Origin of the sequence: Variovorax sp. 160MFSha2.1, from assembly GCF_048305075.1 — a bacterium.
GTDB classification, from domain to species: domain Bacteria; phylum Pseudomonadota; class Gammaproteobacteria; order Burkholderiales; family Burkholderiaceae_C; genus Variovorax; species Variovorax guangxiensis.
The window spans coordinates 4,200,667-4,221,936 of sequence record NZ_CP157624.1 but is presented as its reverse complement, the minus strand read 5'-3'; the positions used below and the strand labels follow the sequence as shown (position 1 = coordinate 4,221,936).

General features: G+C 68.0%; 20 protein-coding genes. 17 read left to right on the top strand and 3 right to left on the bottom strand.

The annotated features are described in order from the left end of the window. The first annotated feature begins 173 nt into the window (after positions 1 to 173). From ABL838_RS19195 to ABL838_RS19130, 14 genes are all read left to right on the top strand, one after another. Complete coding sequence (locus tag ABL838_RS19195; protein WP_418121506.1) at positions 174 to 1,097, top strand: shikimate dehydrogenase family protein; 924 nt, start codon at positions 174 to 176, stop codon at positions 1,095 to 1,097. Between the two features lie 145 nt (positions 1,098 to 1,242). Next, on the top strand, positions 1,243 to 2,076 hold the full coding sequence (locus tag ABL838_RS19190; RefSeq protein WP_418121505.1) for a shikimate dehydrogenase family protein: 834 nt from the start codon (positions 1,243 to 1,245) through the stop codon (positions 2,074 to 2,076). A gap of 22 nt (positions 2,077 to 2,098) precedes the next feature. Then, positions 2,099 to 3,313: a 3-carboxy-cis,cis-muconate cycloisomerase gene (pcaB, locus tag ABL838_RS19185; RefSeq protein WP_418121504.1), complete on the top strand. Its 1,215-nt coding sequence runs from the start codon at positions 2,099 to 2,101 to the stop codon at positions 3,311 to 3,313. Next, a complete protein-coding gene (locus ABL838_RS19180) occupies positions 3,310 to 3,741 on the top strand; it encodes a carboxymuconolactone decarboxylase family protein (protein ID WP_019651926.1) in 432 nt (143 codons plus the stop codon). The genes pcaB and ABL838_RS19180 overlap by 4 nt, the downstream gene beginning before the upstream one ends. Further along, the gene (locus tag ABL838_RS19175) at positions 3,738 to 4,973 is read left to right on the top strand and encodes an MFS transporter (RefSeq protein ID WP_418121503.1); all 1,236 of its coding nucleotides are present in this window, start codon (positions 3,738 to 3,740) and stop codon (positions 4,971 to 4,973) included. The genes ABL838_RS19180 and ABL838_RS19175 overlap by 4 nt, the downstream gene beginning before the upstream one ends. Further along, positions 4,970 to 5,734: an alpha/beta fold hydrolase gene (locus tag ABL838_RS19170; RefSeq protein WP_418121502.1), complete on the top strand. Its 765-nt coding sequence runs from the start codon at positions 4,970 to 4,972 to the stop codon at positions 5,732 to 5,734. Before ABL838_RS19175 ends, ABL838_RS19170 begins: the two co-directional genes overlap by 4 nt. A 134-nt stretch (positions 5,735 to 5,868) precedes the next feature. Beyond that, entirely contained in the window at positions 5,869 to 7,746 is a 1,878-nt protein-coding gene (locus ABL838_RS19165; protein WP_418121501.1) for a bifunctional sugar phosphate isomerase/epimerase/4-hydroxyphenylpyruvate dioxygenase family protein, read from the top strand. Between the two features lie 80 nt (positions 7,747 to 7,826). Further along, positions 7,827 to 9,236 carry an MFS transporter gene (locus ABL838_RS19160; RefSeq protein ID WP_126021873.1) on the top strand — a complete coding sequence of 470 codons (1,410 nt, stop codon included), beginning with the start codon at positions 7,827 to 7,829 and terminating at the stop codon, positions 9,234 to 9,236. A gap of 63 nt (positions 9,237 to 9,299) precedes the next feature. Then, positions 9,300 to 9,989 (top strand): DsbA family oxidoreductase, encoded by a 690-nt coding sequence (locus tag ABL838_RS19155; protein ID WP_418121500.1) that lies wholly within the window; start codon positions 9,300 to 9,302, stop codon positions 9,987 to 9,989. Positions 9,990 to 10,110: 121 nt separating this feature from the next. Continuing rightward, entirely contained in the window at positions 10,111 to 10,593 is a 483-nt protein-coding gene (locus ABL838_RS19150) for a hypothetical protein (protein WP_369661731.1), read from the top strand. 56 nt (positions 10,594 to 10,649) lie between these two features. Continuing rightward, positions 10,650 to 12,200, top strand: coding sequence for a DUF1800 domain-containing protein (locus ABL838_RS19145; RefSeq protein ID WP_418125881.1), 1,551 nt, complete (start codon positions 10,650 to 10,652; stop codon positions 12,198 to 12,200). A 25-nt stretch (positions 12,201 to 12,225) separates the two neighbouring features. Continuing rightward, positions 12,226 to 13,437 carry a DUF1501 domain-containing protein gene (locus tag ABL838_RS19140; RefSeq protein ID WP_418121499.1) on the top strand — a complete coding sequence of 404 codons (1,212 nt, stop codon included), beginning with the start codon at positions 12,226 to 12,228 and terminating at the stop codon, positions 13,435 to 13,437. Between the two features lie 66 nt (positions 13,438 to 13,503). Then, on the top strand, positions 13,504 to 14,013 hold the full coding sequence (locus ABL838_RS19135; protein WP_418121498.1) for a hypothetical protein: 510 nt from the start codon (positions 13,504 to 13,506) through the stop codon (positions 14,011 to 14,013). 37 nt (positions 14,014 to 14,050) lie between these two features. Then, on the top strand, positions 14,051 to 14,788 hold the full coding sequence (locus ABL838_RS19130) for a tRNA-uridine aminocarboxypropyltransferase (protein WP_418121497.1): 738 nt from the start codon (positions 14,051 to 14,053) through the stop codon (positions 14,786 to 14,788). A gap of 18 nt (positions 14,789 to 14,806) precedes the next feature. Here ABL838_RS19130 and ABL838_RS19125 read toward each other — a convergent pair whose 3' ends face one another. Further along, a complete protein-coding gene (locus tag ABL838_RS19125; protein ID WP_418121496.1) occupies positions 14,807 to 15,637 on the bottom strand; it encodes an HDOD domain-containing protein in 831 nt (276 codons plus the stop codon). A 317-nt stretch (positions 15,638 to 15,954) separates the two neighbouring features. On the opposite strand from ABL838_RS19125, the gene ABL838_RS19120 reads away from it, so the two are divergent. Continuing rightward, positions 15,955 to 17,319, top strand: a complete 1,365-nt coding sequence (locus ABL838_RS19120) for an NHL repeat-containing protein (RefSeq protein ID WP_418121495.1) — start codon at positions 15,955 to 15,957, stop codon at positions 17,317 to 17,319. 29 nt (positions 17,320 to 17,348) lie between these two features. Here ABL838_RS19120 and ABL838_RS19115 read toward each other — a convergent pair whose 3' ends face one another. After that, positions 17,349 to 18,296: a LysR substrate-binding domain-containing protein gene (locus tag ABL838_RS19115; protein ID WP_418121494.1), complete on the bottom strand. Its 948-nt coding sequence runs from the start codon at positions 18,294 to 18,296 to the stop codon at positions 17,349 to 17,351. A gap of 135 nt (positions 18,297 to 18,431) precedes the next feature. Between ABL838_RS19115 and ABL838_RS19110 the strand changes: the two genes are divergently transcribed. Then, the gene (locus tag ABL838_RS19110; RefSeq protein ID WP_369661738.1) at positions 18,432 to 18,836 is read left to right on the top strand and encodes a RidA family protein; all 405 of its coding nucleotides are present in this window, start codon (positions 18,432 to 18,434) and stop codon (positions 18,834 to 18,836) included. Between the two features lie 270 nt (positions 18,837 to 19,106). Continuing rightward, positions 19,107 to 20,123 (top strand): patatin-like phospholipase family protein, encoded by a 1,017-nt coding sequence (locus tag ABL838_RS19105; RefSeq protein WP_418121493.1) that lies wholly within the window; start codon positions 19,107 to 19,109, stop codon positions 20,121 to 20,123. Positions 20,124 to 20,148: 25 nt separating this feature from the next. Here ABL838_RS19105 and ABL838_RS19100 read toward each other — a convergent pair whose 3' ends face one another. Beyond that, positions 20,149 to 21,231 carry a type II asparaginase gene (locus ABL838_RS19100; RefSeq protein ID WP_126021887.1) on the bottom strand — a complete coding sequence of 361 codons (1,083 nt, stop codon included), beginning with the start codon at positions 21,229 to 21,231 and terminating at the stop codon, positions 20,149 to 20,151. Positions 21,232 to 21,270 lie beyond the last annotated feature (39 nt).

Below are 21,270 nucleotides of genomic sequence, written 5' to 3'. Positions count from 1 at the left end.
GGTTCGAGTTTGCAATTGGTGCAGGTGAAAACCCTTGAATTGATCGATCATTGAATTCTAAAGATCGATAGTCGCACGTTTTGATGCCCCAAAGGCTGCAGGGGTTGCCTGGAGGGACTATAAAGCTCGCCATCCGCCCTCCAAAAGAGCGATTGACGAACGGAAGCACGCACATGAGCCATTCCATCAGCGGCAGCACCCAGGCCTACCTGATCCCCGGTGACCCGGTTCGCAACGTGCGGCTGCCGCGCATGTTCAATGCCGCCTTCGAGCGCTACGGCATCGACGCCGTGCTGCTGCCCATGCAGGTGCCGGTGCGCGACTTCGCGGTGTTCTTCAAGTCGGCCTTCCTCGCGCGCAACGTGCGCGGCATGGTGATCGCGCCGCCCCACAAGCCGCTGGTGGTCGATCTGCTCGAAGGCTGCGGCCTCTTCGGCCGCGTGGCGGGCTCGGTCAACGTGGTGCGCCGCACCGAGGGCGACCAGCTCGAGGGCGATCTCTTCGACGGCGAGGGCCTGATCGGCGCGCTCGACCACTACAACATTCCCTTCCGCGGCAAGCGGGTGCTGATCTTGGGCGCGGGCGTGAGCGCCGCGGCCATCGGCGTGGCGCTGGCCGAGGGCGGCACGGTCAATGGCGCGGCGCACATCGCCATGTACGACAAGGCAGCCGGCAAGGCGGCCGGCGTGGCGGCCAAGCTCGACGCCTTCTTCGACGCGAACGTGGTCGCCGCCGACAGCAACGCACCCGAGGGCTTCGACCTCGTCGTCAACGCCACGCAGCTGGGGCTGAGCGACGACGACGCGGCGCCGGTCGATGTGGCGCGCATGGAGAGCCACGCCGCGCTCTTCGACATCCTGCTGCGCAACCAGCCCACGCCGCTGGTGCGCGCGGCCCGTGCGCGCGGGCTCAATGCGCAGGCCGGCTTCGAGATGCTGATCCAGCAGATGCCGCATTACTTCCGCTACTTCGGCCACATGGATGCGGCGGATGCGATGGCGGCCGACGCCGATTTCCTGCGCGAAATCATCTATCCGCCCGCAATGCACGCCGAGATTGCGCAGCCCTTGCGCTATCGCTCCCCGAGCGTGGCGTAAATGGCTCACCCCCAGGCTTCGCGCACTTCGTGTCGCTTCGCCAACCCCCTTGCAGGGGGCAATGCCTGCGGCCCGGCAAAGCCGGTTCCGCGGCATTCCTGGAAGAAACCTTCATCGACCTTTGATTGCACAGATTGATCCACCAATGATTTCCGGCAAATCCACCCTCATCGCCCACATCGGCTTTCCCACGGAGGCCTTCAAGGCCCCGATGATCTACAACCCCTGGTTCGATAAGCAGGGCATCGACGCGGTGGTCGTGCCCATGGGCGTGAAGCCCGAGGACTACGCGGTGTCGCTGCCGCAGATCTTCAAGTTCAGCAACATCCGCGGCGCGCTCGTGACCATGCCGCACAAGGTGACGACGATGTCGCTGGTCGACGAGGTGACGCCCACCGCGCGCGTGGCCGGCGCCTGCAACGCCATCCTCAAGCGGCCCGACGGCACGCTGCTGGGCGACCAGTTCGACGGCGCCGGCTTCGTGCGCGGCGTGGAGCGCAAGGGGCGGCTCTTCAAGGGCACGCGGGTGCTGGTGTCGGGCGCGGGCGGCGTGGGCTCGGCCATCGCGGCGTCGATCGCCGCCGCGGGCGCCGCCGAGCTGATGCTGTTCGACATGAGCGAGGCCTCGGCCAACGCGTTGGCCGCCCGGCTGCGCGAGCACTATCCGCAGATGAAGGTGGCCACCGGCTCGAAGGACCCGGCCGGCTACGACGTGGTGGTCAACGCCACGCCGCTGGGCATGAAGGAGGGCGATCCGCTGCCCTTCGATGTCGACCGCATCGACCCTTCGACCTTCGTCGGCGAGGTGGTCATGAAGACCGAATACACGCCGCTGCTGCAGGCCGCCAAGGCCAAGGGCTGTGCGGTGCAGGTGGGCACCGACATGCTGTTCGAGATGATTCCGGCGTACCTGGAATTCTTCGGCTTCGGCACCGCCTCGCCCGAGGAGCTGCGCGCCGTGGCGCAACTGAAATACTGAAAAAGAAAGGAAGGCTCGCCCGATGAGCATTTTCGAAGGCTTCCTCTCCACATCCGAAACGCTCGGCGCGTTCAGCGACCGTGCCTTCGTCGACGCCATGCTGCGCTTCGAGGCCGCGCTGGCGCGCGCGCAGGCGGCCGAGGGACTGATCCCCGAGAGCGCCGCGAACTCGATCGTCAGCAGCTGCAAGGTCGAGCTGTTCGACGTCGCCAAGATCGTGCGCGAGAGCGGCCGTGCCGGCAGCGTCGCGATCCCGCTGGTGAAGGCGCTGCGCGAGGCCGTGGCCCTGTTCAACGCCGAGGCCGCGCCCTTCGTGCATTTCGGCAGCACCAGCCAGGATGTGATCGACAGCGCGATGGCGCTGGTCACGCGCGAGGCGGTGGCGCTCGTCGAGGCCGACCTCGCCAAGGCCGCCGACGCGCTGCTGCGCCTGGCGGTGACGCATGCCGAGACGCCGATGCTCGCGCGCACGCTGATGCAGCCGGCCTCGGTCACCAGCTTCGGCTTCAAGTGCGCCGGCTGGGCCGCGCCGCTGGTGCGCAGCCGCATCCGCCTGCGCGATGCCGCGAAGCACGCGCTGCAGCTGCAGCTGGGCGGTGCCATCGGCACGCTGGCGCAGATGAAGGGGCAGGGCGCGGCAGTGCGCAAGCGGATGGCCAAGGAACTCGGCCTGGGCGACCCCGGCGCGACCTGGCACACCCAGCGCGACGAATGGGTCGCGCTCGGCTGCGAGCTGGGCCTCATGACCGGCAGCCTGGGCAAGATCGCGGTCGACATCTCGCTGCTCGGCCAGTACGAGGTGGGCGAAGTCACCGAGCCCAGCGAGCCGGGGCGCGGCGGCTCGTCGGCCATGCCGCACAAACGCAATCCGGTGGCCTCGATGGTCGCCATCGCCGCCGCGCACCGCGCGCCGCAGCGCGTGGCCGCGTTGCTCGGCGCCATGCCGCAGCAGCACGAACGCGCCCTCGGCGCCTGGCAGGCGGAGCTGGGCGAATGGCCGCAGCTGCTGATGTCGGCGCACGGCAGCGTGCGCGCGATGGCCGGTGCCTTGCCCGGCCTGCAGGTCGACGCCGCGCGCATGCGCGCCAACATCGACCGGCTGCGCGCCGAACTCCCGCGCGACGCGGCGGACGAATGGTTCGCCCCCGCGCTCGCCCACGAAGCCGGACAGACCGCGCTCGCCGAAGTGAAGGCGCTGCAGGCCCGGCTCGACGCACACAAGGAACTCTCCCAATGACCACCCCCGAAAACCCGCCCGTGGAACCCGGCGTGTACGAAGCCGGCCTCGTCAACCGCCGCCGCGTGCTCGGCGATGCCTGGGTCGACAAGTCGCTGGCCAACCGCAACGGCTTCAACGCCGAGTTCCAGGAGCTCATCACGCGCCATGCGTGGAACGACATCTGGGGCCGTCCCGCGCTGGGCGACAAGACGCGCCGCTTCATGGTGCTGTCGATGATGCTGGGCATCCACGCGTACGAAGAATTCGCGATGCACGTGCGCGCCGCGCTCGACGGCCCGCCCGAGTCGCGCCTCACGCCGGACGAGATCAAGGAAGTGATCATGATGGCCGCCATCTACTGCGGCGTGCCCGTGGCCAATCACGCCTTCGGCATTGCGACGGGCATCCTGCGCGAGAAGGGCCTGCTGCCGCCGCTGGCGCAGTGACCGCGCCGCCTGCTCCAGGTAGGGGACGAACGAAGGGCCGCTTCGACGTCACCTTTGCGCTGCTGCTGCCGCTGCTCCTGGCGGCACAGCCCGTAGCCACCGACAGCTATCTTCCCGCGCTCCCCGCCATCGCGAAGGAGCTCGGCTCGGCCAGCACCAGCCTCACGCTGTTCGTGCTGGCCTTCGGCTTTGCGCAGCTGCTGTGCGGGCCGCTGGCCGACCGCTTCGGGCGGCGGCCGGTGCTGCTGGCGGGGCTGGGCTGCTACGCGCTCGCGGCGCTCGGCGGCGCCTTCGCGGGCAGCGTGGCGCTGCTCGCGGGCTGGCGCACGCTGCAGGGCTTCTCGATGGCGGCGATCCTCGTGTGTTCGCGCGCCGCCGTACGCGACCTGTACCCGGCGCACGAAGGCCCGCACGTGATGGCGCGCGGCCTCACCGGCCTGGGCATCGTCGGGCTGATGGCGCCGCTGCTCGGCGCGTGGCTGGTGCAGGGCGCGGGCTGGCGCTGGGTGATGGCGGCGATGGCGCTCTACGCTGCGGCGCTTTTCGCGCTGTGCTGGCGCTCGTTCGGCGAGACGCGCCGGCCCCTGGGCGAAGGCGAGTCGTCCGCGCCGCGCGGCAGCACGCGCGCCGTGTTCGCGAGCCGCTCGTTCCGTGCCTGGGCCTCGGTGGCGGCCACGACCTACGGCGGGCTGTTCTGCTTCCTGCTGCTGTCGCCCATGGTCTACATCGGCTACCTGGGCTGGTCGCCTGCCTGGTACGGGTGGATCCCGGCCGGTGGTTCGCTGGTCTACATCTTCAGCACCACCATGTGCCGCAGCCTGCTGCGGCGCTACGGGCCGGTGCGCACTGTGCGGCTGGGCGCATCGCTGAGCCTCGGCGGCACCGTCATCCAGGCGCTGGGCTGCTGGCTCATGCCGCTGAGCGCGGTGCCCCTGCTGTTCGGCCATGCCGTCTACTGCCTGGGCCACGGCATCCACCAGCCCTGCGGGCAGGCGGGCGCGGTGGGCGACCTGCCGCACCTGGCGGGCCGGGCCGTGTCGTGGTCCGGCTTCGGCATGATGATGGTCGCGTTCTGCGCGGGGCAGCTGGCCGCGCGCTTCGTCGATGCCGATTACTCCAACGGCGCCTGGCCGATGGTCGTGCCCATGCTGCTGGCCGGCAGCGTGCTGGTGGCGATCGCGTTCTTCTGGCTGCCGCGTCTGCAACACCCGAAAAAGGAAACCACACCATGACCCGTTTGAATGTCGTTCGCGAGGGCGATGGCCCCATCGTCGTGCTCAGCCATGCGCTCGGCTGCGACCTGAGCATGTGGGACGGCGTGGCCGCGCAGCTCTCGCGCGCCCACACGGTGCTGCGCTACGACCACCGCAACCACGGCGCCTCGGAGGTGCTGCCCGGCGAGCTGCGCATCGAGACGCTGGCGCAGGACGCGGCCGAGCTCATCCGCCGGGAGGCGGGCGGCGAGCCGGTGCACTTCGTCGGCCTGTCGATGGGCGGCATGACGGCGCAGGCGCTGGCGGTGCGCCATCCCGAGCTGCTGAAGACGATCGTGATCGCCAATTCGGCCGCGCATTACCCCGACCAGACGCCCTGGCGCACGCGCGTCGAGACGGTGGCCGCCAGGGGCGTGGCTGCCATCGCCCCCGGTGCGGTGTCGCGCTGGATCACGCCGGCCTGGGCCGCCACGCCGGAAGGCGCGGAAGCCGCGAAGAAGCTGCACGACGTGCTGGTGCGCACCGACGCGCAGGGCTACATCGAAAGCTGCAATGCGGTCGCCGCCATCGACTTCCGCGAGAGCAACCACCGCGTCGCCGTGCCCACGCTGGTGATCGGCGGGCTGCAGGACGAGGCCACGCCGATGGCGATGTCGCAGGCCATGGTCACGGCCATTCCGCATGCCCGTCTGGAGACCATCGACGCCGCGCACCTGAGCGCCGTAGAGCGGCCGGAGGAATTTGCGCGGCTGCTGATCGATTTCTGGCGCAGCCTTTGAGGGGTCGGAGCCGGAGCGGCGGCCTAGGTGTATCCCGTATTTCGTGCGAATAACGGTTGAGTGTGATCGATGATCGATCAAAACGGCTCTGAATAGATTGTGACGACGCCCGGGTGTTCCTAAAGTCCACCCCCATGCATCGCTCCATCGCCACCGTCTCGCTCAGCGGCACGCTCCGCCAGAAGCTCGAAGCCGTCGCCGCCGCCGGTTTCGACGGCATCGAGCTGTTCGAGGCCGACTTCATCAACTTCAAGGGCACGGCCGCCGAACTCGGCCGCATCGCCGGCGATCTGGGCCTGAGCATCGACCTGTACCAGCCGTTCCGCGACTTCGAAGGCATGCCCGAGGCGCAGTTCCGCCGCAGCCTGGAGCGCGCCGAGCGCAAGTTCGACCTGATGCAGGCCATGGGCGCGCCGACGATGCTGTGCTGCTCCAACACCTCGCCGCTGTCCGTCAACGACCCTTCGCTGGCGGCCGCCCAACTGCACGAACTGGCTGAGCGCGCCGCGCGCCGCAACCTGCGCGTGGGCTTCGAGGCGCTGGCCTGGGGCCGCCACACCTGGCTGTACGGCCAGGCCTGGGAGATCGTGAAGCAGGCGAACCATCCGCACCTGGGCCTGATCCTCGACAGCTTCCACACGCTCTCGCTGAAGGACGACCCGGCCGGCATCGCGGCCATTCCGGGCGACAAGATCTTCTTCCTGCAGATGGCCGACGCGCCGCTGCTGTCGATGGACGTGCTGCAGTGGGCGCGCCATCACCGCTCGTTCCCGGGGCAGGGCGACTTCGACGTGATCGGCTTCTTTGAGCAGGTGCTGCGCGCCGGCTACACCGGGCCGCTGTCGCTGGAGATCTTCAACGACATCTTCCGCGAGACGCCGAACCGCCGCACCGCGGTGGACGCGATGCGCTCGCTGCTGTACCTGGAGAGCGAAGCGCGCCAGCGCCTCGCCAAGCCGGCAGTGGCGCAGCAGGTAACGCTGTTCGACCCGCCGCCGGTGCCGGCGCTCTCGGGCCTTTCGTTCATCGAGTTCGCGGCCGACGAGGCTTCGGCCGCGACGCTGGCCACGCTGGTGAAGCAACTGGGCTTCCGCCGCATCGGCAGGCACCGCTCCAAGGCGGTGACGCTGTACCGCCAGGGCGACATCAACCTGATCGTCAATGCGCAGCCTGATTCCTTCGCGCGCCAGCGCTTCGAGGCGCACGGCACGTCGGTGTGCGCGCTGGGCGTGCGCTGCGACGATCCGCTGGCCGCGGTGGGCCGCGCCACCGCCATGCGCTCGCAGCGGCACGACAGCCCGGTCGGCCCCAACGAGCTGCGCGTGCCGGCCATCGTGGCGCCGGGCGGCAACCTGATCCACTTCGTGCCCGAGATGCTGGGCGCCAACGGCCTGTACGAGACCGACTTCATCCTCGAAGGCGAGGGCGCGGGCGCCAACGACGCCGGCCTGCAGCGCATCGACCACGTGGCGCTGGGCCTGGCGCTCGACCAGCTCGACACGTGGGTGCTGTTCACGCGCGCCGTGCTCGGCCTGGAGCCCGGCGAGAGCCTGGAGCTCGCCGACCCTTTCGGGCTGATCCGCAGCCGCGGCGTCGCCAATGCCGAGCGCAGCCTGCGCCTGGTGCTCAACGTGTCGCTGAGCCAGCGCACCCGCACCGCGCGCACGCTGAGCGTGACCGGCGGCGGCGCGGTGCACCACATCGCACTGAGCTGCTCCGACATCTTCGAGACGGCCGCGAAGCTGCGCGCCAACGGCACGCGCTTCGTTCCGATTTCCGACAACTACTACGACGACCTGGCCACGCGCATCGACGTCGAGCCCGCGCTGCTTTCGCGCATGCGCGACGCGGGCGTGCTCTTCGACCGCTCGCCGGCCGGCGACTACCTGCACATCTATACCGAGAGCTTCGAGGGCGGACTGTTCTTCGAGGTCGCGCAGCGCGTGGGCGACTACGACGCCTACGGCGCCCTCAATGCGCCGGCGCGCATGGCTTCGCAGGCACAGGACTGACAGGCCCGCCGGCGCATCGACAGATCGATTGACCGACAGAGAGCTGATTTCTTTTTTCACGTCACCACTGGAGACAACACATGGCAAGCAACACAGCCCGTGAGCCGCAAGGCAGGCACCAGTCGAGAAAGGCCGCGGCAAGCGGCTGGATCGGCTCGGCGCTGGAGTACTACGACTTCTTCATCTACGCCACCGCGGCGGCGCTGATCTTTCCGCAGATCTTCTTTCCCAAGGGCGACCCGACGACGGCCATCGTCGCCTCGCTCGCGACCTACGGCGTTGGCTACGTGGCACGCCCCATCGGCGCCTTCGTGCTCGGCCACTGGGGCGACACGCACGGGCGCAAGCAGGTGCTGGTGCTTTGCATGTTCCTGATGGGCTTCTCGACCGTGGCCGTCGGCCTGCTGCCGACCTACGACCAGGTCGGCCTGCTGGCCCCGGTGCTGCTGGTGCTGCTGCGCCTGGTGCAGGGCTTCGCGGTGGCGGGCGAGATCTCGGGCGCGAGCTCGATGATTCTTGAACATGCGCCGTTCGGGCGACGCGGCTTCTTCGCGAGCTTCACGCTGCAGGGCGTGCAGGCCGGCCAGATCCTGGCGGCCGCCGTGTTCCTGCCGCTCGCGCACTACATGCCGGAGGACGCGTTCAACTCCTGGGGCTGGCGCATTCCGTTCCTGCTGAGCTTCCTGGTGATTGTGGCGGGCTACATCATCCGCCGCGAAGTGGACGAGACCCCGGCCTTCGCCGAAGTCGACAAGAAGGGTGAAACTGCCAAGGCGCCGATCATCCAGGCCTTCACCGACAGCTGGGCCGACATGCTGCGCGTGGTGTGCATGGCGCTGATGAACGTCATTCCGGTGGTGGCCACCGTGTTCGGCGCGGCCTACGCCGTGCAGGCCGCCTACGGCATCGGCTTCCAGAAGGACGTGTACCTGTGGATTCCGGTGCTCGGCAACATCCTGGCCGTGATCGTGATTCCGTTCGTGGGCAACCTGTCGGACCGCATCGGCCGCCGCCCGCCGATCATCGTCGGCGCGCTGGTCTCGGGCCTGCTGTCGTTCGTGTACCTGTACGCCATCAGCATCCGCAACGTGCCGCTGGCCATCTGCATGTCGCTGCTGATGTGGGGCGTGATCTACCAGGGCTACAACGCGACCTTCCCGAGCTTCTATCCGGAGCTGTTCCGCACCCGCAACCGCGTCTCGGCCATGGCCATCTCGCAGAACATCGGCACCACCTTCACCGCGCTGCTGCCGGCGCTGTTCGCCGCCGTCGCGCCTCCGGGCTCGACCAACGTGTGGTTCACCGTGGGTGCCATCACCTTCGCGGTGACGGTGCTCGCCGCCCTGGCCGCCTTCAGCGCCCGCGAAACCTACCGCATCCACATGCGCGACCTGGGCGACCCGAACGCCGTGCCGGTCGACAAGCAGGAATACGACCGCATGCGCGAGCAGACGCTGCAGGACGCGCGCCTGGCAAAGGCCGCGGCCTGAGGGGCGCTGGCAGGCGAAGACCTTTCGCCTGCCAAGGGTTGTGGCGCCGGGAAGAATGGCGCCATGACCTCCACATCCTCCCCCTCCCGCCTCAAGATCGACTTCGTCTCCGACGTGTCCTGTCCCTGGTGCGCCATCGGCCTGAGTTCGCTCGAGGCGGCGCTCGGGAAGGTGGCTCCGGAGATCACCGCGGACCTGCACTTCCAGCCCTTCGAGCTGAACCCGCAGATGCCGCCCGAAGGCCAGGACACCTTCGAGCACCTCAACCAGAAATACGGCTCCACGCGCGAGCAGCAGGCGCAGTCGCGCGAGATGATCCGCCAGCGCGGCGCGGCTGTTGGTTTCGAGTTCAGCCCCGAAGGCCGTCCGCGCGTCTACAACACCTTCGATGCCCATCGCCTGCTGCACTGGGCCGAGCTGGAAAGCCCGGCCAAGCAGGCGGCGCTCAAGAAGCTGCTGCTGAAGGCCTACTTCACCGACAGCCAGAACCCTTCCGACCACGAGGTGCTGGTGCGTGCCGCCACCGAAGCGGGGCTCGACGCGGCCCGTGCCCGGCAGATACTGGACAGCGACGAGTTCGCGCAGGAAACCCGCGAACGCGAGCGCATGTACACCGACGCCGGCATCCACTCGGTGCCCGCGATCATCATCAACGACCGGCATCTCATTTCAGGCGGCCAGCCCGTCGAAGTGTTCGAGCGGGCCCTGCGCCAGATCGCGGGTGCTGCACCTTCGGGCCTTGCCACAGCCTGACTTAGCTGGCGCTTAGGCGCCAGCTTTGCGCAGCGTTACGACGGTAAAGACCGTCAACCCGAAGCGGGCTCCGGCGGTTGAGGAGGCGTCCCTGAACCACTGTCACACAGGAGCCCCGAAGATGAAGAAGAAAAGCCTAATCGCCGCGCTCGCCCCCTTATTCGCTCTTTTGGCCGCGGCTTCGCTGCCTGCACTGGCGGACGAATACGGCAGGCACCCGTTCTATCTCCACGCCTTGTCCGACCTGCGCACCGCGGCCTGGAAAGTGGAGCACCGCCGCCCCGAGGACGGACAGGTCTCGCGCGACGAGCAGGTGGTGATCGACGAGATCCACGCCGCCATCGGCGACCTGCAGCACGCCGCATGGCTCGACGGCAAGCCCGTCGAATGGCGCGAGCCCACCGATGCATGGCTGCCGCGCGAAGGCCGCCTGCACGCGGCGGTCGACCTGTTGCGCAAGGTTCATTCCGATGTGGCGCGCGAGGAAGACGACCCGCGCTCGCGGCCGTATCAGCAGCGCGGCCTCGAGCATGTCGACCTCGCGCTTTCCACCGCGCAGCACGCCATCGGCGACGTGCGCCGCCACGATCTGCGCAGGGAGTGAAGGCGGTGCCGGCCGCCGCTTCGCCGGTCTTCTCCCGGCCCGCGCAGCATGTGTCGATGGCGCTCGGCGCATGCGCGCTGGCGCTGCTCGCCGCGTGCGCGAGCGCGCCGGGGGACCATCGGCCCATGGTTTCGGTGTCGCTGCCCTCGCAGCAGGTGGACGAGGCCACGCGGCTGCGCTGGCTCGACCGCGTGAGCTGGGGTGCCAATGCGAGCAGCGACGCGCAACTCGCGAAGCGCGGCCTCCCGCTGTGGATGCGCGACCAGCTCAACCCGCGCCCCGCGCCGCTGCCTGCGGCTGCGCAGGCGCAGATCGACGCGATGGAAATCTCGCGCACGCCGCTCGACCAGCTCGTCACCGGGCTCGACGCGCAGCGCAAGGCGGCCGATGCGCTGCCCGACGAAGACCAGAAGAAGGCCGCGCGGCAGGCCTACCAGCAGCACCTCAACGCGCTGGTGCGCGAGGCGCAGCAGCGCTTCGTGCTGCGCGCCCTCTACTCACCCAACCAACTGCAGGAGCAGATGACCTGGTTCTGGATGAACCACTTCAACGTCAACCTGCGCAAGGACAACATCCGCGCGATGGTGGGCGACTATGAAGAGAACGCCATCCGCCCTCACGCGCTCGGCAGGTTCCGCGACCTGCTCGGCGCCACGCTGCACCACCCGGCGATGCTGCGCTACCTCGACAACGCGCAGAACGCCGCCAACCGCATCAACGAGAACTACGCGCGCGAGCTGATGGAGCTGCACACGCTGGGCGTCGGTGGCGGCTATTCGCAGGCCGACGTGCAGGAGCTGGCACGCGTGCTCACCGGCGTGGGCGTGAGCTACCAGCCGCTCGACGCGCCGCCGCCGAACGTGCGGCCCAACCTACGCGCCGACTACGTGCGCAAGGGCCTCTTCGAGTTCAACCCGAACCGGCACGACTACGGCCCGAAGACGCTGCTGGGCCAGCCCATCCAGAGCCGCGGGCTGGCCGAGGTCGACGAGGCGCTCGACCGCCTCGCTCGCGCGCCGGCCACCGCGCGCTTCGTCTCGCGCAAGCTGGCCGTGTACTTCGTCGCCGACGATCCGCCGCAGGCACTGGTCGACCGCATGGCTGCAGCCTTCACGCGCAGCGACGGCGACATCGCCGTCACGCTGAAGGCGCTGTTCGAGTCACCCGAGTTCTCGGCTTCGCTGGGCCGCAAGTTCCGCGACCCGGTGCACTACGTGATGGCCGGCGTGCGCCTCGCGTACGACGACCGCGTGGTCACCAACGTGAACCCGATGCTCGGCTGGATCAACCGCATGGGCGAGCAGCTCTACGGCCACGAGACGCCCGACGGCTATCCGCTCAACGAGGCGGCCTGGGCCAGCGCGGGGCAGATGAACACCCGCTTCGAGATCGCGCGCGCCATCGGCGCGAACGGCGCGGTGCTGTTCCGCGCGGACGACAAGGCGCCGCTGGAGAAGCCCACGTTCCCCCCGCTGGCCGATTCGCGCGCGGTGCGCACGATGCAGGCCGGCATGAGCGCGGACACGCGCGAGGCACTGGCGCAGGCGAAGAACCCGCAGGAGTGGAATACCTTCCTGCTGGCCTCGCCCGAGCTGATGCGGCGATAGAACAGCAAGGAAGAAGGCATCCGTCATGCAACGTCGAGAACTCCTGAAACTCGCGGCTGCCGTGCCGTTCGCGGGCACCGCCGCCAGCGTGATGGCCGCGCCGGCCGCCGAAGGCACCAAGCTGCTGGTCGTGTTCCTGCGCGGCGCCTACGACTGCTGCAACCTGCTCGTGCCCACGGCCAGCGACTTCTACTACGCCTCGCGTCCCAACATCGCCATCGCACGGCCCGGTTCGCCCAATGGCGCGCTGCCGCTGGACGGCAGCTGGGGCCTGCACCCCGCGCTGGCGCAGAGCGTGCTGCCGATGTTCCAGCAGAAGCAGGCGTCCTTCATCGCCTTCGCGGGCACCGACGACCTCACGCGCAGCCACTTCGAGACGCAGGACTCCATCGAGCTCGGGCAGGCGCTCGACAAGCGCCGCGACTACCGCTCGGGCTTTCTCAACCGGCTGGCCGGCGTGCTCGGCGCGGGGCCCGTCACCGACGTGTCGCCCATCGCCTTCACCGACCAGCTGCCGATCTCGATGCGCGGCAACGCCAAGGCCGCCAACATGGCGCTGGCCGGCAATGCGCGTTCGGGCATCGACGCGCGGCAGAGCCAGGTCATCGCGTCCATGTACCGCAATACCACGCTGGCCCAGCCGGTGGCCGAGGGCTTCCAGGTGCGCGACGAGGTCATGCGCGCGGTGCAGGCCGAGATGGACGCCGCCAGCCGCAATGCCATGACCGCCAAGGGCTTCGAGTTGGTGGCGCGCCGCATGGCGCTGCTGATGCGCGACCGCTTCGACCTCGGCTTCGTCGACGTCGGCGGCTGGGACACCCACGTGGGGCAGGGCGGCGCCACCGGCTACCTCGCCAACCGTTTCGAAGAACTGGGCCGGGGCGTCGCCGGCTTCGCGCAGGAGATGGGCGACGACGCATGGCGCCAGACCGTGGTGGTCGTCATCAGCGAGTTCGGCCGCACCTTCCGCGAAAACGGCAACCGCGGCACCGACCACGGCCACGGCACCGTCTACTGGGTGCTCGGCGGCGGCCTCTCGGCGCAGGCCGGCGGGCGCGTGGTGGGCGAGCAGCAGGCGCTGACGCAGGCGACGCTGTTCCAGAACCGCGACTATCCAGTGCTCAACGAGTACCGGGCGGTGTTCGGCGGGTTGTTCCAGCGGATGTACGGGCTGTCGCCGGCGCAGCTGGGGCGGGTGTTCGAGGGCGTGGCGCCGAAGGACTTGCGGCTGCTCTAGCGGCGTCGGCTCCAAGGCGGCATGAGCCATGATCCGGGCTGATACAGGACGGATCGGGAAAGAAACATGGCCGTGATCGCCGAACACCTGCGAATGTCCGAGCTGCAACGGCTCGGAGCATCCGCCCCGCTGATGCAGCTGGCTGCCGGCCGGTGCATCCACGAGGCGTTGCGGGACTCCTGCCTGGGACCGCCGTTCTACGTCTACAACGGCGCGGACGTGCCCGAAGGGCCCACGCTGGTTCCGCTGTGGGACCACGGCAGCAGGGTCTGCGGCCTCCGGGCAGCGGAGGGCAGCCTGGAGTTCATCGAGTTCAGCATCGAATTGCCTCAGGACTTCGAAAGGGTCGCCGGCACCGAGCAGGGGTTCTGGGCGACGCGCTTCGACTTCCTCTACGAATGCGACCTGTCCGATGAAGTGCTGCGCGACGCCGCCGGAGTGGTCGGATTCCGCTTCCTGGAGCGGTATCTGACGGCGAGGGAAGCTTTCGAGGAACAACTGGGCAGCTTCAGCGCCCATCGGGCGTGGCTTCAGGAGCTGGTCGCCGGCATCGACCGGGACGCCCCTTCAGCCTGATCGCAGGGCGGGCTGCAACACCGCCGAGAATTCCCGCATGCCTCACGCCGTTTCCCTTCTTCGCGCCGCACGGCTGGCGCGAAGCGCCAAGCCTTTTCTTGCCCGTGGCGGCTTCAAGCGCGAGCGTTGTGCGGGCTGCCGGCTGGTGCCCAGCCACTGCATGTGCGCCATCCGCCCGTCGGTCGCAACGCGCGCGGGCGTCTGCCTGATCATGGCGGACATCGAGCCGCTCAAGCCCACCAACACCGGCTGGCTGGTCGCCGACGTGGTGGCCGACACCTTCGCCTTCGGCTGGGCCCGCACCGAGGTCGATCCTGCGCTGCTGGCGCTGCTGAACGATCCGCAATGGCAGCCCTACGTGGTGTTTCCGGGACAGTACGCGCAGCCGGAGCGGGTGGTGCTGGGCGTGGAACAGCCCGCTGCGAAGCGCCCGCTCTTCATCCTGTTCGACGCGACCTGGGCCGAGGCGCGCAAGATGTTCCGCAGGAGCCCGTACCTCGACCGGCTACCGGTGCTGAGCCTTCGCCCGGAGCAGATCACGCAGTACAAGCTGCGCAACTCGGGCCGCGAAGACCACTTCTGCACCAGCGAGGTCGCCGCGATGTGCCTGAACCTGGCGGGCGAGCATGCGGCAGGGCAGACGCTCGAAGCCTATCTGCCGGTGTTCTCGCACCACTATCTGCGCGCGAAGAACCAGCAGCCGGTTGTGTGGGATGGTGCCGAGCACCAGCGGTTGCGCGAGGTGGTCGCCGCGCAGACCTCGAAGACTTCGTGAAGGCCGACGGCGCCGCCGTCAGGCGATCATCGATTCGAGTTCCGCCGCCAGTTCGCGCGGCGCAGGCATTTCCTGGACGATGTCTTCGGTGATGCCGGCAGCGATGGCCGACTGGCTCGGCCAGACGCCGCCCAGATTGCCCAGGTCCACGCCCTGGCGCTCCAGCGCCACGCGCCACACGGCCAGGTGCAGAACGCCGCCGAGTGCGTCGGCATGCTCCGACTTGTCGGGGTTCACGAAGCTCGAAAGCCCGCCGACCAGGTCGGGCGCGAAGCCCCAGCGCTGCGCCAGCGAGGCGCTCACGTCGCCGTAGTGGTAGCCGAACTCGACCAGCTCCAGCTGCGCGCGCCCCAGCGCCTCGAAGGGATGGAGGGCGTTCAGCGCGGCGATCCGGCCCGGCATCGCCTGGGCCATGATCAGGTGGCCGATCGCATGCATGCTGCCCGCGGTGAAGGCCAGGTTGGGGTCGACGAGCCGGGTCTTGGAAGCCAGATACCGCGAAGCCGAAGCCACGCGCAGGCTGTGCGCCCAGAAGGCCGGAAGGCTGACGCCTTCCACCTTCCTGAAGGCGCCCGCCAGGCCCGAACTCACCACCACCGAGCGGATCGCCGAGAGCCCGAGCATCAGGATCGCGCCCTGTATCGAGGAAATCTTGCGCCGCAGCCCGAAGAGCGGCGAATTGATCATCTGCAGCACCTTGGCCGCCAGCACCTGGTCGAGTTCGATGCGGTGAGCGACCGCCGAGAAGGACACGTCGTCGTCCCTCAGCATCTCCATCAGGTCGGACACCACCCTCGGAACAGTGGGGAGCGACTCGTCATTGGCAAAGAGTTCGTCGAGTGTCTTCATGGCGCTGGGAGGTGTTATTGCCTTTGTATGCAATGGATTTTCCTCCAGTGCCCGCTCCAGTGGGCCCCCGGTTTGCGCCAATCCGTCATTTCTACGGAATCCGGTAGGCATCGAGGGCTGGCGCGCGCCATACCCAATTTCGGCTATGGCAGATGAGTCAAAAAGATAACAAGATCTAACAATCTGATACGTCCAGGCCAGCTGGAGGGCCCGGCGACAGATGGATTCGCGCTTTCCTGTTTGTGCGAATCCGCAGAAAACCAAAGAGGCAGAGGATGTTCCTGAATAGAGTGAGTTCTTGTGGGCGCCGCGGCGCCGTGGCTGGCGCAATCGTGCTGCTGGCCTCCTGCGGCGGTGGCGGCGGAGGTGGTGGCGCAACGGGCTTCGTACCCTTCGTGCCATCCGTTCCATCGGCCCAGACGCCGGAACCCCCCGTCGTCGTGAAGCACACGGTCGGCGGCACCGTCAGCGGCCTTGCCGGCAGCGTGGTGCTCCAGAACAACGCGGGTGACGACCTGAAGCTCACGGCCGACGGCAATTTCACTTTTGCGACCGCGATCGCCGAAGGCTCGGCCTACGAGGTCAGCGTGCGCACCCAGCCGCTTTGGCAGTTCTGCACCGTGACAAAGGGCAGCGGCAAGGTTTCGGCCGACGTGGCCGACGTCGCGGTCGCCTGTTCGGCGGCACAGGCCCAGGTGTCGGTGTTCGCCGGCTCCGGCGCCGCGGGCTCCGCGGTCGGCGCCGGCACTGCCGCGTCGTTCTCGCTGCCCTACGGCATCGTCTTCGACAAGGACAGGAACCTGTTCGTCTCCGATGTGCAAACGGGGCTCCTGCGCAAGATCACGCCTGCGGGCGAGACCACGACCATCGCGGGCGGGGGCAGCTTCAATGGCCCGGTGGACGGCAACGGCCCGGCCGCGTACTTCGACGGCCTGGGCGGCATCGCGCTGGACGTCGACGGCAACATCTACGCGACCGAACTCAGCGGCAATCGAATCCGCAAGATCACGCCGTCGGCCGACGTGACCACCTTCGCGGGCGACGGCGCGAGAAGGACGCTCGATGGCAACGGCACCGCCGCTTCGTTCGCGGGTCCGGCGGGATTGGTCCGCGATGCCACCGGCAACATCTACGTGAGCGAGTACTACAGCCACGTCATCCGCAAGATCACCCCCGCCCGCGACGTCACCACCATCGCCGGCACCCCGAACCTGCCGGGTTTCGCCGACGGCACCGGCGCTGCGGCCCTCTTCAGCGGGCTCTACAGCATGGCGATGGACAAGGACGGCAACCTCTACGCCGCGGACAGCCGCAACAACCGGATCCGCAAGATCACGCCCGGTGGCGTCGTCACGACTCTCGCCGGCTCCGGCACGAGCGGCTCGGCCGACGGCCCCGGCGATACCGCTTCCTTCAATGCGCCGGGCGGCGTCGCGCTGGACGGCGACGGCAACGTCTACGTGGCCGACACGGGCAACAATCTTCTGCGCAGGATCACGCGAGCGGGCGTGGTCTCCACGCTGGCCGGCCAGGCGGGAATGACCGGAGCGCAGAACGGCATAGGCTCCGCCGCCAGGTTCAAGCAGCCCTATGGCGTGGTCGTGGACGCCGACGGAACGCTGTACATCGCCGACACGTTCAACAATCTGATCCGCAAGGTCACGCCGGTGCCGGCGTCCTGAAGAAGATTCTTTCTTCCTCTTCTTCTGTCTCAGCGGCTTCTCGCCGGCCCCGAGCGCAGGGGCCGGCCCGCAACCGGCGCATGCCGCGCCATCAGCTCCGCCACCCAATCGATGAACACCCGCAGCTTCGCGCTGACATGCCGGTTCGGCGGAAACGCCACGTACAGCGGCATCGGGTCGAAGCTCCAGCCCTCGAAGAGCGGCACCAGCTCGCCGCTGGGCAGATGCACCTTCGCCATGTAGTCGGGCAGCCAGAGCACTCCAAGACCCGCCAACCCAGCCGCGAGATACGCGTTGCCGTCGTCGACCGATAGCACGTACCGCCCCTGCACCTCGATGCGTTCGCCATCGCGGTACATGGCGTACGGAAAGGTCTTGCCGTTGCGCGACCACAGGAAGCCGACGATGCGGTGGTGCGTGTCTTCCAGTTCGCGTGGATCGGAGGGCGTGCCGGCGCGCTCCAGGTAGCTGGGCGCGGCATACACGCCCAGCTGCAGCTCGCCCACGCGGCGCGCCATGAGCGACTGGTCGGTGAGTTCGCCGCCGCGCACCACGCAATCGACGTTCTCGCCGATCAGGTCGACCATGCGGTCGCTCACGCCCATGTCGAGCTGGATGTCGGGGTAGCGCGCGTGGAACGCGGGCAGCGCCGGCACCAGGATCATGCGGGCCAGTGGGCTGGGCACGTCCACGCGCAGGCGGCCTCTAGGAGAAGCCGATGCGCCCGAGAGGCTGGTCTCGGCGTCGTCCATGTCCGCCAGCAGGCGCACCACGCGCTCGTAGTAGGCCGCGCCGTCGGCCGTGAGGCCGACCTTGCGCGTGGTCCGGTTGAGCAGCTTCACGCGCAGCCTCGCTTCGAGCTGCTGCACCAGCTGGGTCACGCTGGTCTTGCTCGTGTGAAGCGTCTCGGCCGCCTTGGTGAAGCTGCCTGCTTCCACTACGCGGGCGAAGGCCTGCATTGCATCGAAACGGTCCATGGTGCTGTTCCTGAGTTGCCGATTGTTTGGATTCCCCAAACAGTCATTGTCTGCATTGCCCGTTTATCGGCGCGGCGCGAATTCCTAAAGTCCCTTCATCGCATTCATTGAAGAAGAGAGAAAGGAAAGCATTCCATGGCCAAACGCGACGTCGTCTTCCCGCCCGGGCGCCAGGCGCTCTACGAAAAGAACCGTTATTCGCCCGCAGTCCGCTCCAACGGATTCCTGTTCGTGTCGGGGCAGGTCGGCAGCCGCGAGGACGGCTCGCCCGAGCCCGACCTCGAAGCGCAGGTGCGGCTCGCCTTCAAGAACCTGAACGCGGTGCTGGGCGCCGCCGGCTGCACCTTCGACGACGTGGTGGACGTCACCGTCTTCATCGTCGACCCCGAGGCGAACTTCGAGAAGGCCTGGAAGATCGTGCCGGAGTTCTGGGGCGATGCGCCGCATCCCACGCTGACCGGCATCGGCGTGACGTGGCTCTATGGCTTCAAGTTCGAGATCAAGGTGATCGCCAAGCTGCCCGGCAACGGCGAAGGCTGAATCGCTCGCGAAGCCGAAGCGGAGGAATGACGACTTTCTTTGTATGGAGACTGCTGTAGAGAGGCCGAACCTCACTTGTTCAAGTGATGCACCGCCCCGCGAATTGACCCACATTCCGCCCTGAGATCCGTGGCTATCGATCGTTCGGCGTGGGGAACGATCACTTCATCGCATCGGCAAACCCCCGCATTGAAAGTCCCGGCGCCTTCGATGGAAAGAGGGCGCCTTGCGTCCATTCATCCATCCATCCACTCGAGCAAGGAGCACGGCATGTCTTTCAAGATTCTCTGCTGCGACGGCGGCGGCATTCGTGGCGTCATCACGGCGCTGTTGATCCAGGACCTGGACAAGAGCTTCGGCATCGTCGCGGGCGCGAACGGCTTTGCCGGCACGTCCACCGGCGGGCTGATCTCGCTGGGGCTGGTGAACGGCGTGGCCATCGGCGACATCGTGAACGTCTACGAGAACGACGGCGCCACCATCTTCAAGCCCAACGGCTGGCTGCTGGACGCGCAGGCCAGGCAGCAGGACAGGGCCCCGGCGCAGTCGACGGCAGAACTGCTGGGCAGCGGCCCGGGCATCTTCGAGTGCCAGTACGTCAACACCGGCCTGCAGTCGGTCGCGCAGCAGCTGGTGGGCAGCGGCCCGCTGTCGTCGGCGAGCCGCTTCGTGGCCGTCAACTCCGCGCGGCTGTGGGACCCGAGCCAGAACAGCTGGGAGCCCTGCACCATCTCCAACGGCCCGAGCAATGCCTATCGCGGCATCAGCATGGTGGACGCCGCGCTGGCCACCTCGGCCGCGCCGACCTACTTCCCTCCGTACCAGGTGGGCAGCTACGGCTACTTCGCCGATGGCGGCACCTTCGCCAACAACCCGTCGATGACGGCGATGGTGGAGGCGATCTACCAGGGCTACGCGAGCGGCACGTCCGACATCCTGATGCTCTCGCTCGGCACCGGCGTGAACCCGGTGGGCATCTCGCCAAGCTCGGTGTCGAATCCGCTGGACTGGGGCGTCACGCACTGGCTGTGGCCCTTCAGCGATGGCACGGTGCCGGCGACTGCGCTGCTCAACCTCACCATGGACGCCACCGCCGAACTGGCGGCGATCCAGGCCGGCCAGATGCTCGGCGGCAACTACATGCGCGGCAACGTGCCGCTGGCCCAGCCCTTCGGGCTGGACGACTACAAGAACGTCGGCGAGCTGGTGAGCGCGACGCAGGACTACATCAAGAACTCGCCCGAGTGGGCGAAGGTGCGCAACTGGGTGGAGGCGAACTGGACCTGAGCCGGCCTCCAGCCGCTGCAATCGCTCAATACTCCTCGAACATCCGCTGAAGCTCCTTCGGATCGTTCGTCTTCGTCAGACCGAGCATCAGGAGGATCCGCGCCTTCTGCGTCGTGTGCATCATCGATGTCACGAAGCCGGCTTCGGTGAACTGACCGACCGGGGTCACGATGCCGCTCATGGCGCGCGACCCGACGACGATGGCCACGCCCTTCTGGCGCGCGGCCTTCAGGCTCTGCAGCGTGACGTCGGGCATGTTCGCATGGCCGACGCCCGCGTTGACGATGCCCTTCGCGCCGGCCGCGACTGCGGCGTCGACCAGCACGCCGTCGGAGCCTAGCGTCGTGTAGTTGATGTCCACGCGCGGCAGCTTCTGCAGGTTCGACACGTCGAACTCGCTGTGCACGGTGTGCCGCTTCAGCGGTTGCGCGACGAAGTAGGGCGTGGAGTTCTGCATGTAGCCCAGGTCACCGCCGTCCAGGCTCTTGAAGGTGGCGACGTTGGTGGTGTTGGTCTTGGTCACGCTGAACGCGCTGCTGATGACCTCGTTCATGCTCACCATCACGCCCTTGTCCCGGGCGCTGGGGCTCGCGGCCAGTGCGACCGCGTTGACCAGGTTCAGCGGGCCGTCCGCGCTCATGCCGGTGCTGGGGCGCATGGAGCCCACGATCACCACGGGCTTGGCGCTCTTGACCACCAGGTTGAGGAAGTAGGCGGTTTCTTCCAGCGTGTCGGTGCCGTGGGTGATGACGACGCCGTCCACGTTCTTCGACGCGAGGATCTCGTTGGTGCGCTTCGCCAGCGTCAGCCAGTTGTCGATGCTCAGCTTGGAGCTGCCGACATTGAAGATCTGCTCGCCCGTGATGTTGGCAAACTTCTGGATCTCGGGAACGGCGGTCACCAGTGCTTCGACGCCCACGGGCTGCAGCCCTTTGCTCAGGCCGTAGTCGGTGAGCGCCAGGCTGTCGGCGCCCCGGCTGGCGATGGTGCCGCCGGTGGCCAGGATCACCACGTTGGGCTTGGCCGGGGCCTGCGCGATGGCATGCCCGGCGCCTCCGAGGAGGCCGATGGCGGTCAGAAACGTCAAGGCGATTTTCTTGGGGTTCATGATTCGACGGTTTTGAAGGAGGGGAACAGAGGAGGGAGA

Bases quoted from the DNA above. Each gene is read 5' to 3' on its own strand.
- ABL838_RS19190 (WP_418121505.1), top strand. From the start codon at position 1,243: ATGATTTCCGGCAAATCCACCCTCATCGCCCACATCGGCTTTCCCACG.
- ABL838_RS19110 (WP_369661738.1), top strand. From the start codon at position 18,432: ATGGCCAAACGCGACGTCGTCTTCCCGCCCGGGCGCCAGGCGCTCTAC.
- ABL838_RS19160 (WP_126021873.1), top strand. From the start codon at position 7,827: ATGGCAAGCAACACAGCCCGTGAGCCGCAAGGCAGGCACCAGTCGAGA.
- ABL838_RS19125 (WP_418121496.1), bottom strand. From the start codon at position 15,637: ATGAAGACACTCGACGAACTCTTTGCCAATGACGAGTCGCTCCCCACT.
- ABL838_RS19100 (WP_126021887.1), bottom strand. From the start codon at position 21,231: ATGAACCCCAAGAAAATCGCCTTGACGTTTCTGACCGCCATCGGCCTC.
- ABL838_RS19140 (WP_418121499.1), top strand. From the start codon at position 12,226: ATGCAACGTCGAGAACTCCTGAAACTCGCGGCTGCCGTGCCGTTCGCG.
- ABL838_RS19180 (WP_019651926.1), top strand. From the start codon at position 3,310: ATGACCACCCCCGAAAACCCGCCCGTGGAACCCGGCGTGTACGAAGCC.
- ABL838_RS19105 (WP_418121493.1), top strand. From the start codon at position 19,107: ATGTCTTTCAAGATTCTCTGCTGCGACGGCGGCGGCATTCGTGGCGTC.
- ABL838_RS19195 (WP_418121506.1), top strand. From the start codon at position 174: ATGAGCCATTCCATCAGCGGCAGCACCCAGGCCTACCTGATCCCCGGT.
- pcaB (WP_418121504.1), top strand. From the start codon at position 2,099: ATGAGCATTTTCGAAGGCTTCCTCTCCACATCCGAAACGCTCGGCGCG.
- ABL838_RS19165 (WP_418121501.1), top strand. From the start codon at position 5,869: ATGCATCGCTCCATCGCCACCGTCTCGCTCAGCGGCACGCTCCGCCAG.
- ABL838_RS19130 (WP_418121497.1), top strand. From the start codon at position 14,051: ATGCCTCACGCCGTTTCCCTTCTTCGCGCCGCACGGCTGGCGCGAAGC.
- ABL838_RS19135 (WP_418121498.1), top strand. From the start codon at position 13,504: ATGGCCGTGATCGCCGAACACCTGCGAATGTCCGAGCTGCAACGGCTC.
- ABL838_RS19150 (WP_369661731.1), top strand. From the start codon at position 10,111: ATGAAGAAGAAAAGCCTAATCGCCGCGCTCGCCCCCTTATTCGCTCTT.
- ABL838_RS19115 (WP_418121494.1), bottom strand. From the start codon at position 18,296: ATGGACCGTTTCGATGCAATGCAGGCCTTCGCCCGCGTAGTGGAAGCA.
- ABL838_RS19155 (WP_418121500.1), top strand. From the start codon at position 9,300: ATGACCTCCACATCCTCCCCCTCCCGCCTCAAGATCGACTTCGTCTCC.
- ABL838_RS19170 (WP_418121502.1), top strand. From the start codon at position 4,970: ATGACCCGTTTGAATGTCGTTCGCGAGGGCGATGGCCCCATCGTCGTG.
- ABL838_RS19145 (WP_418125881.1), top strand. From the start codon at position 10,650: ATGGCGCTCGGCGCATGCGCGCTGGCGCTGCTCGCCGCGTGCGCGAGC.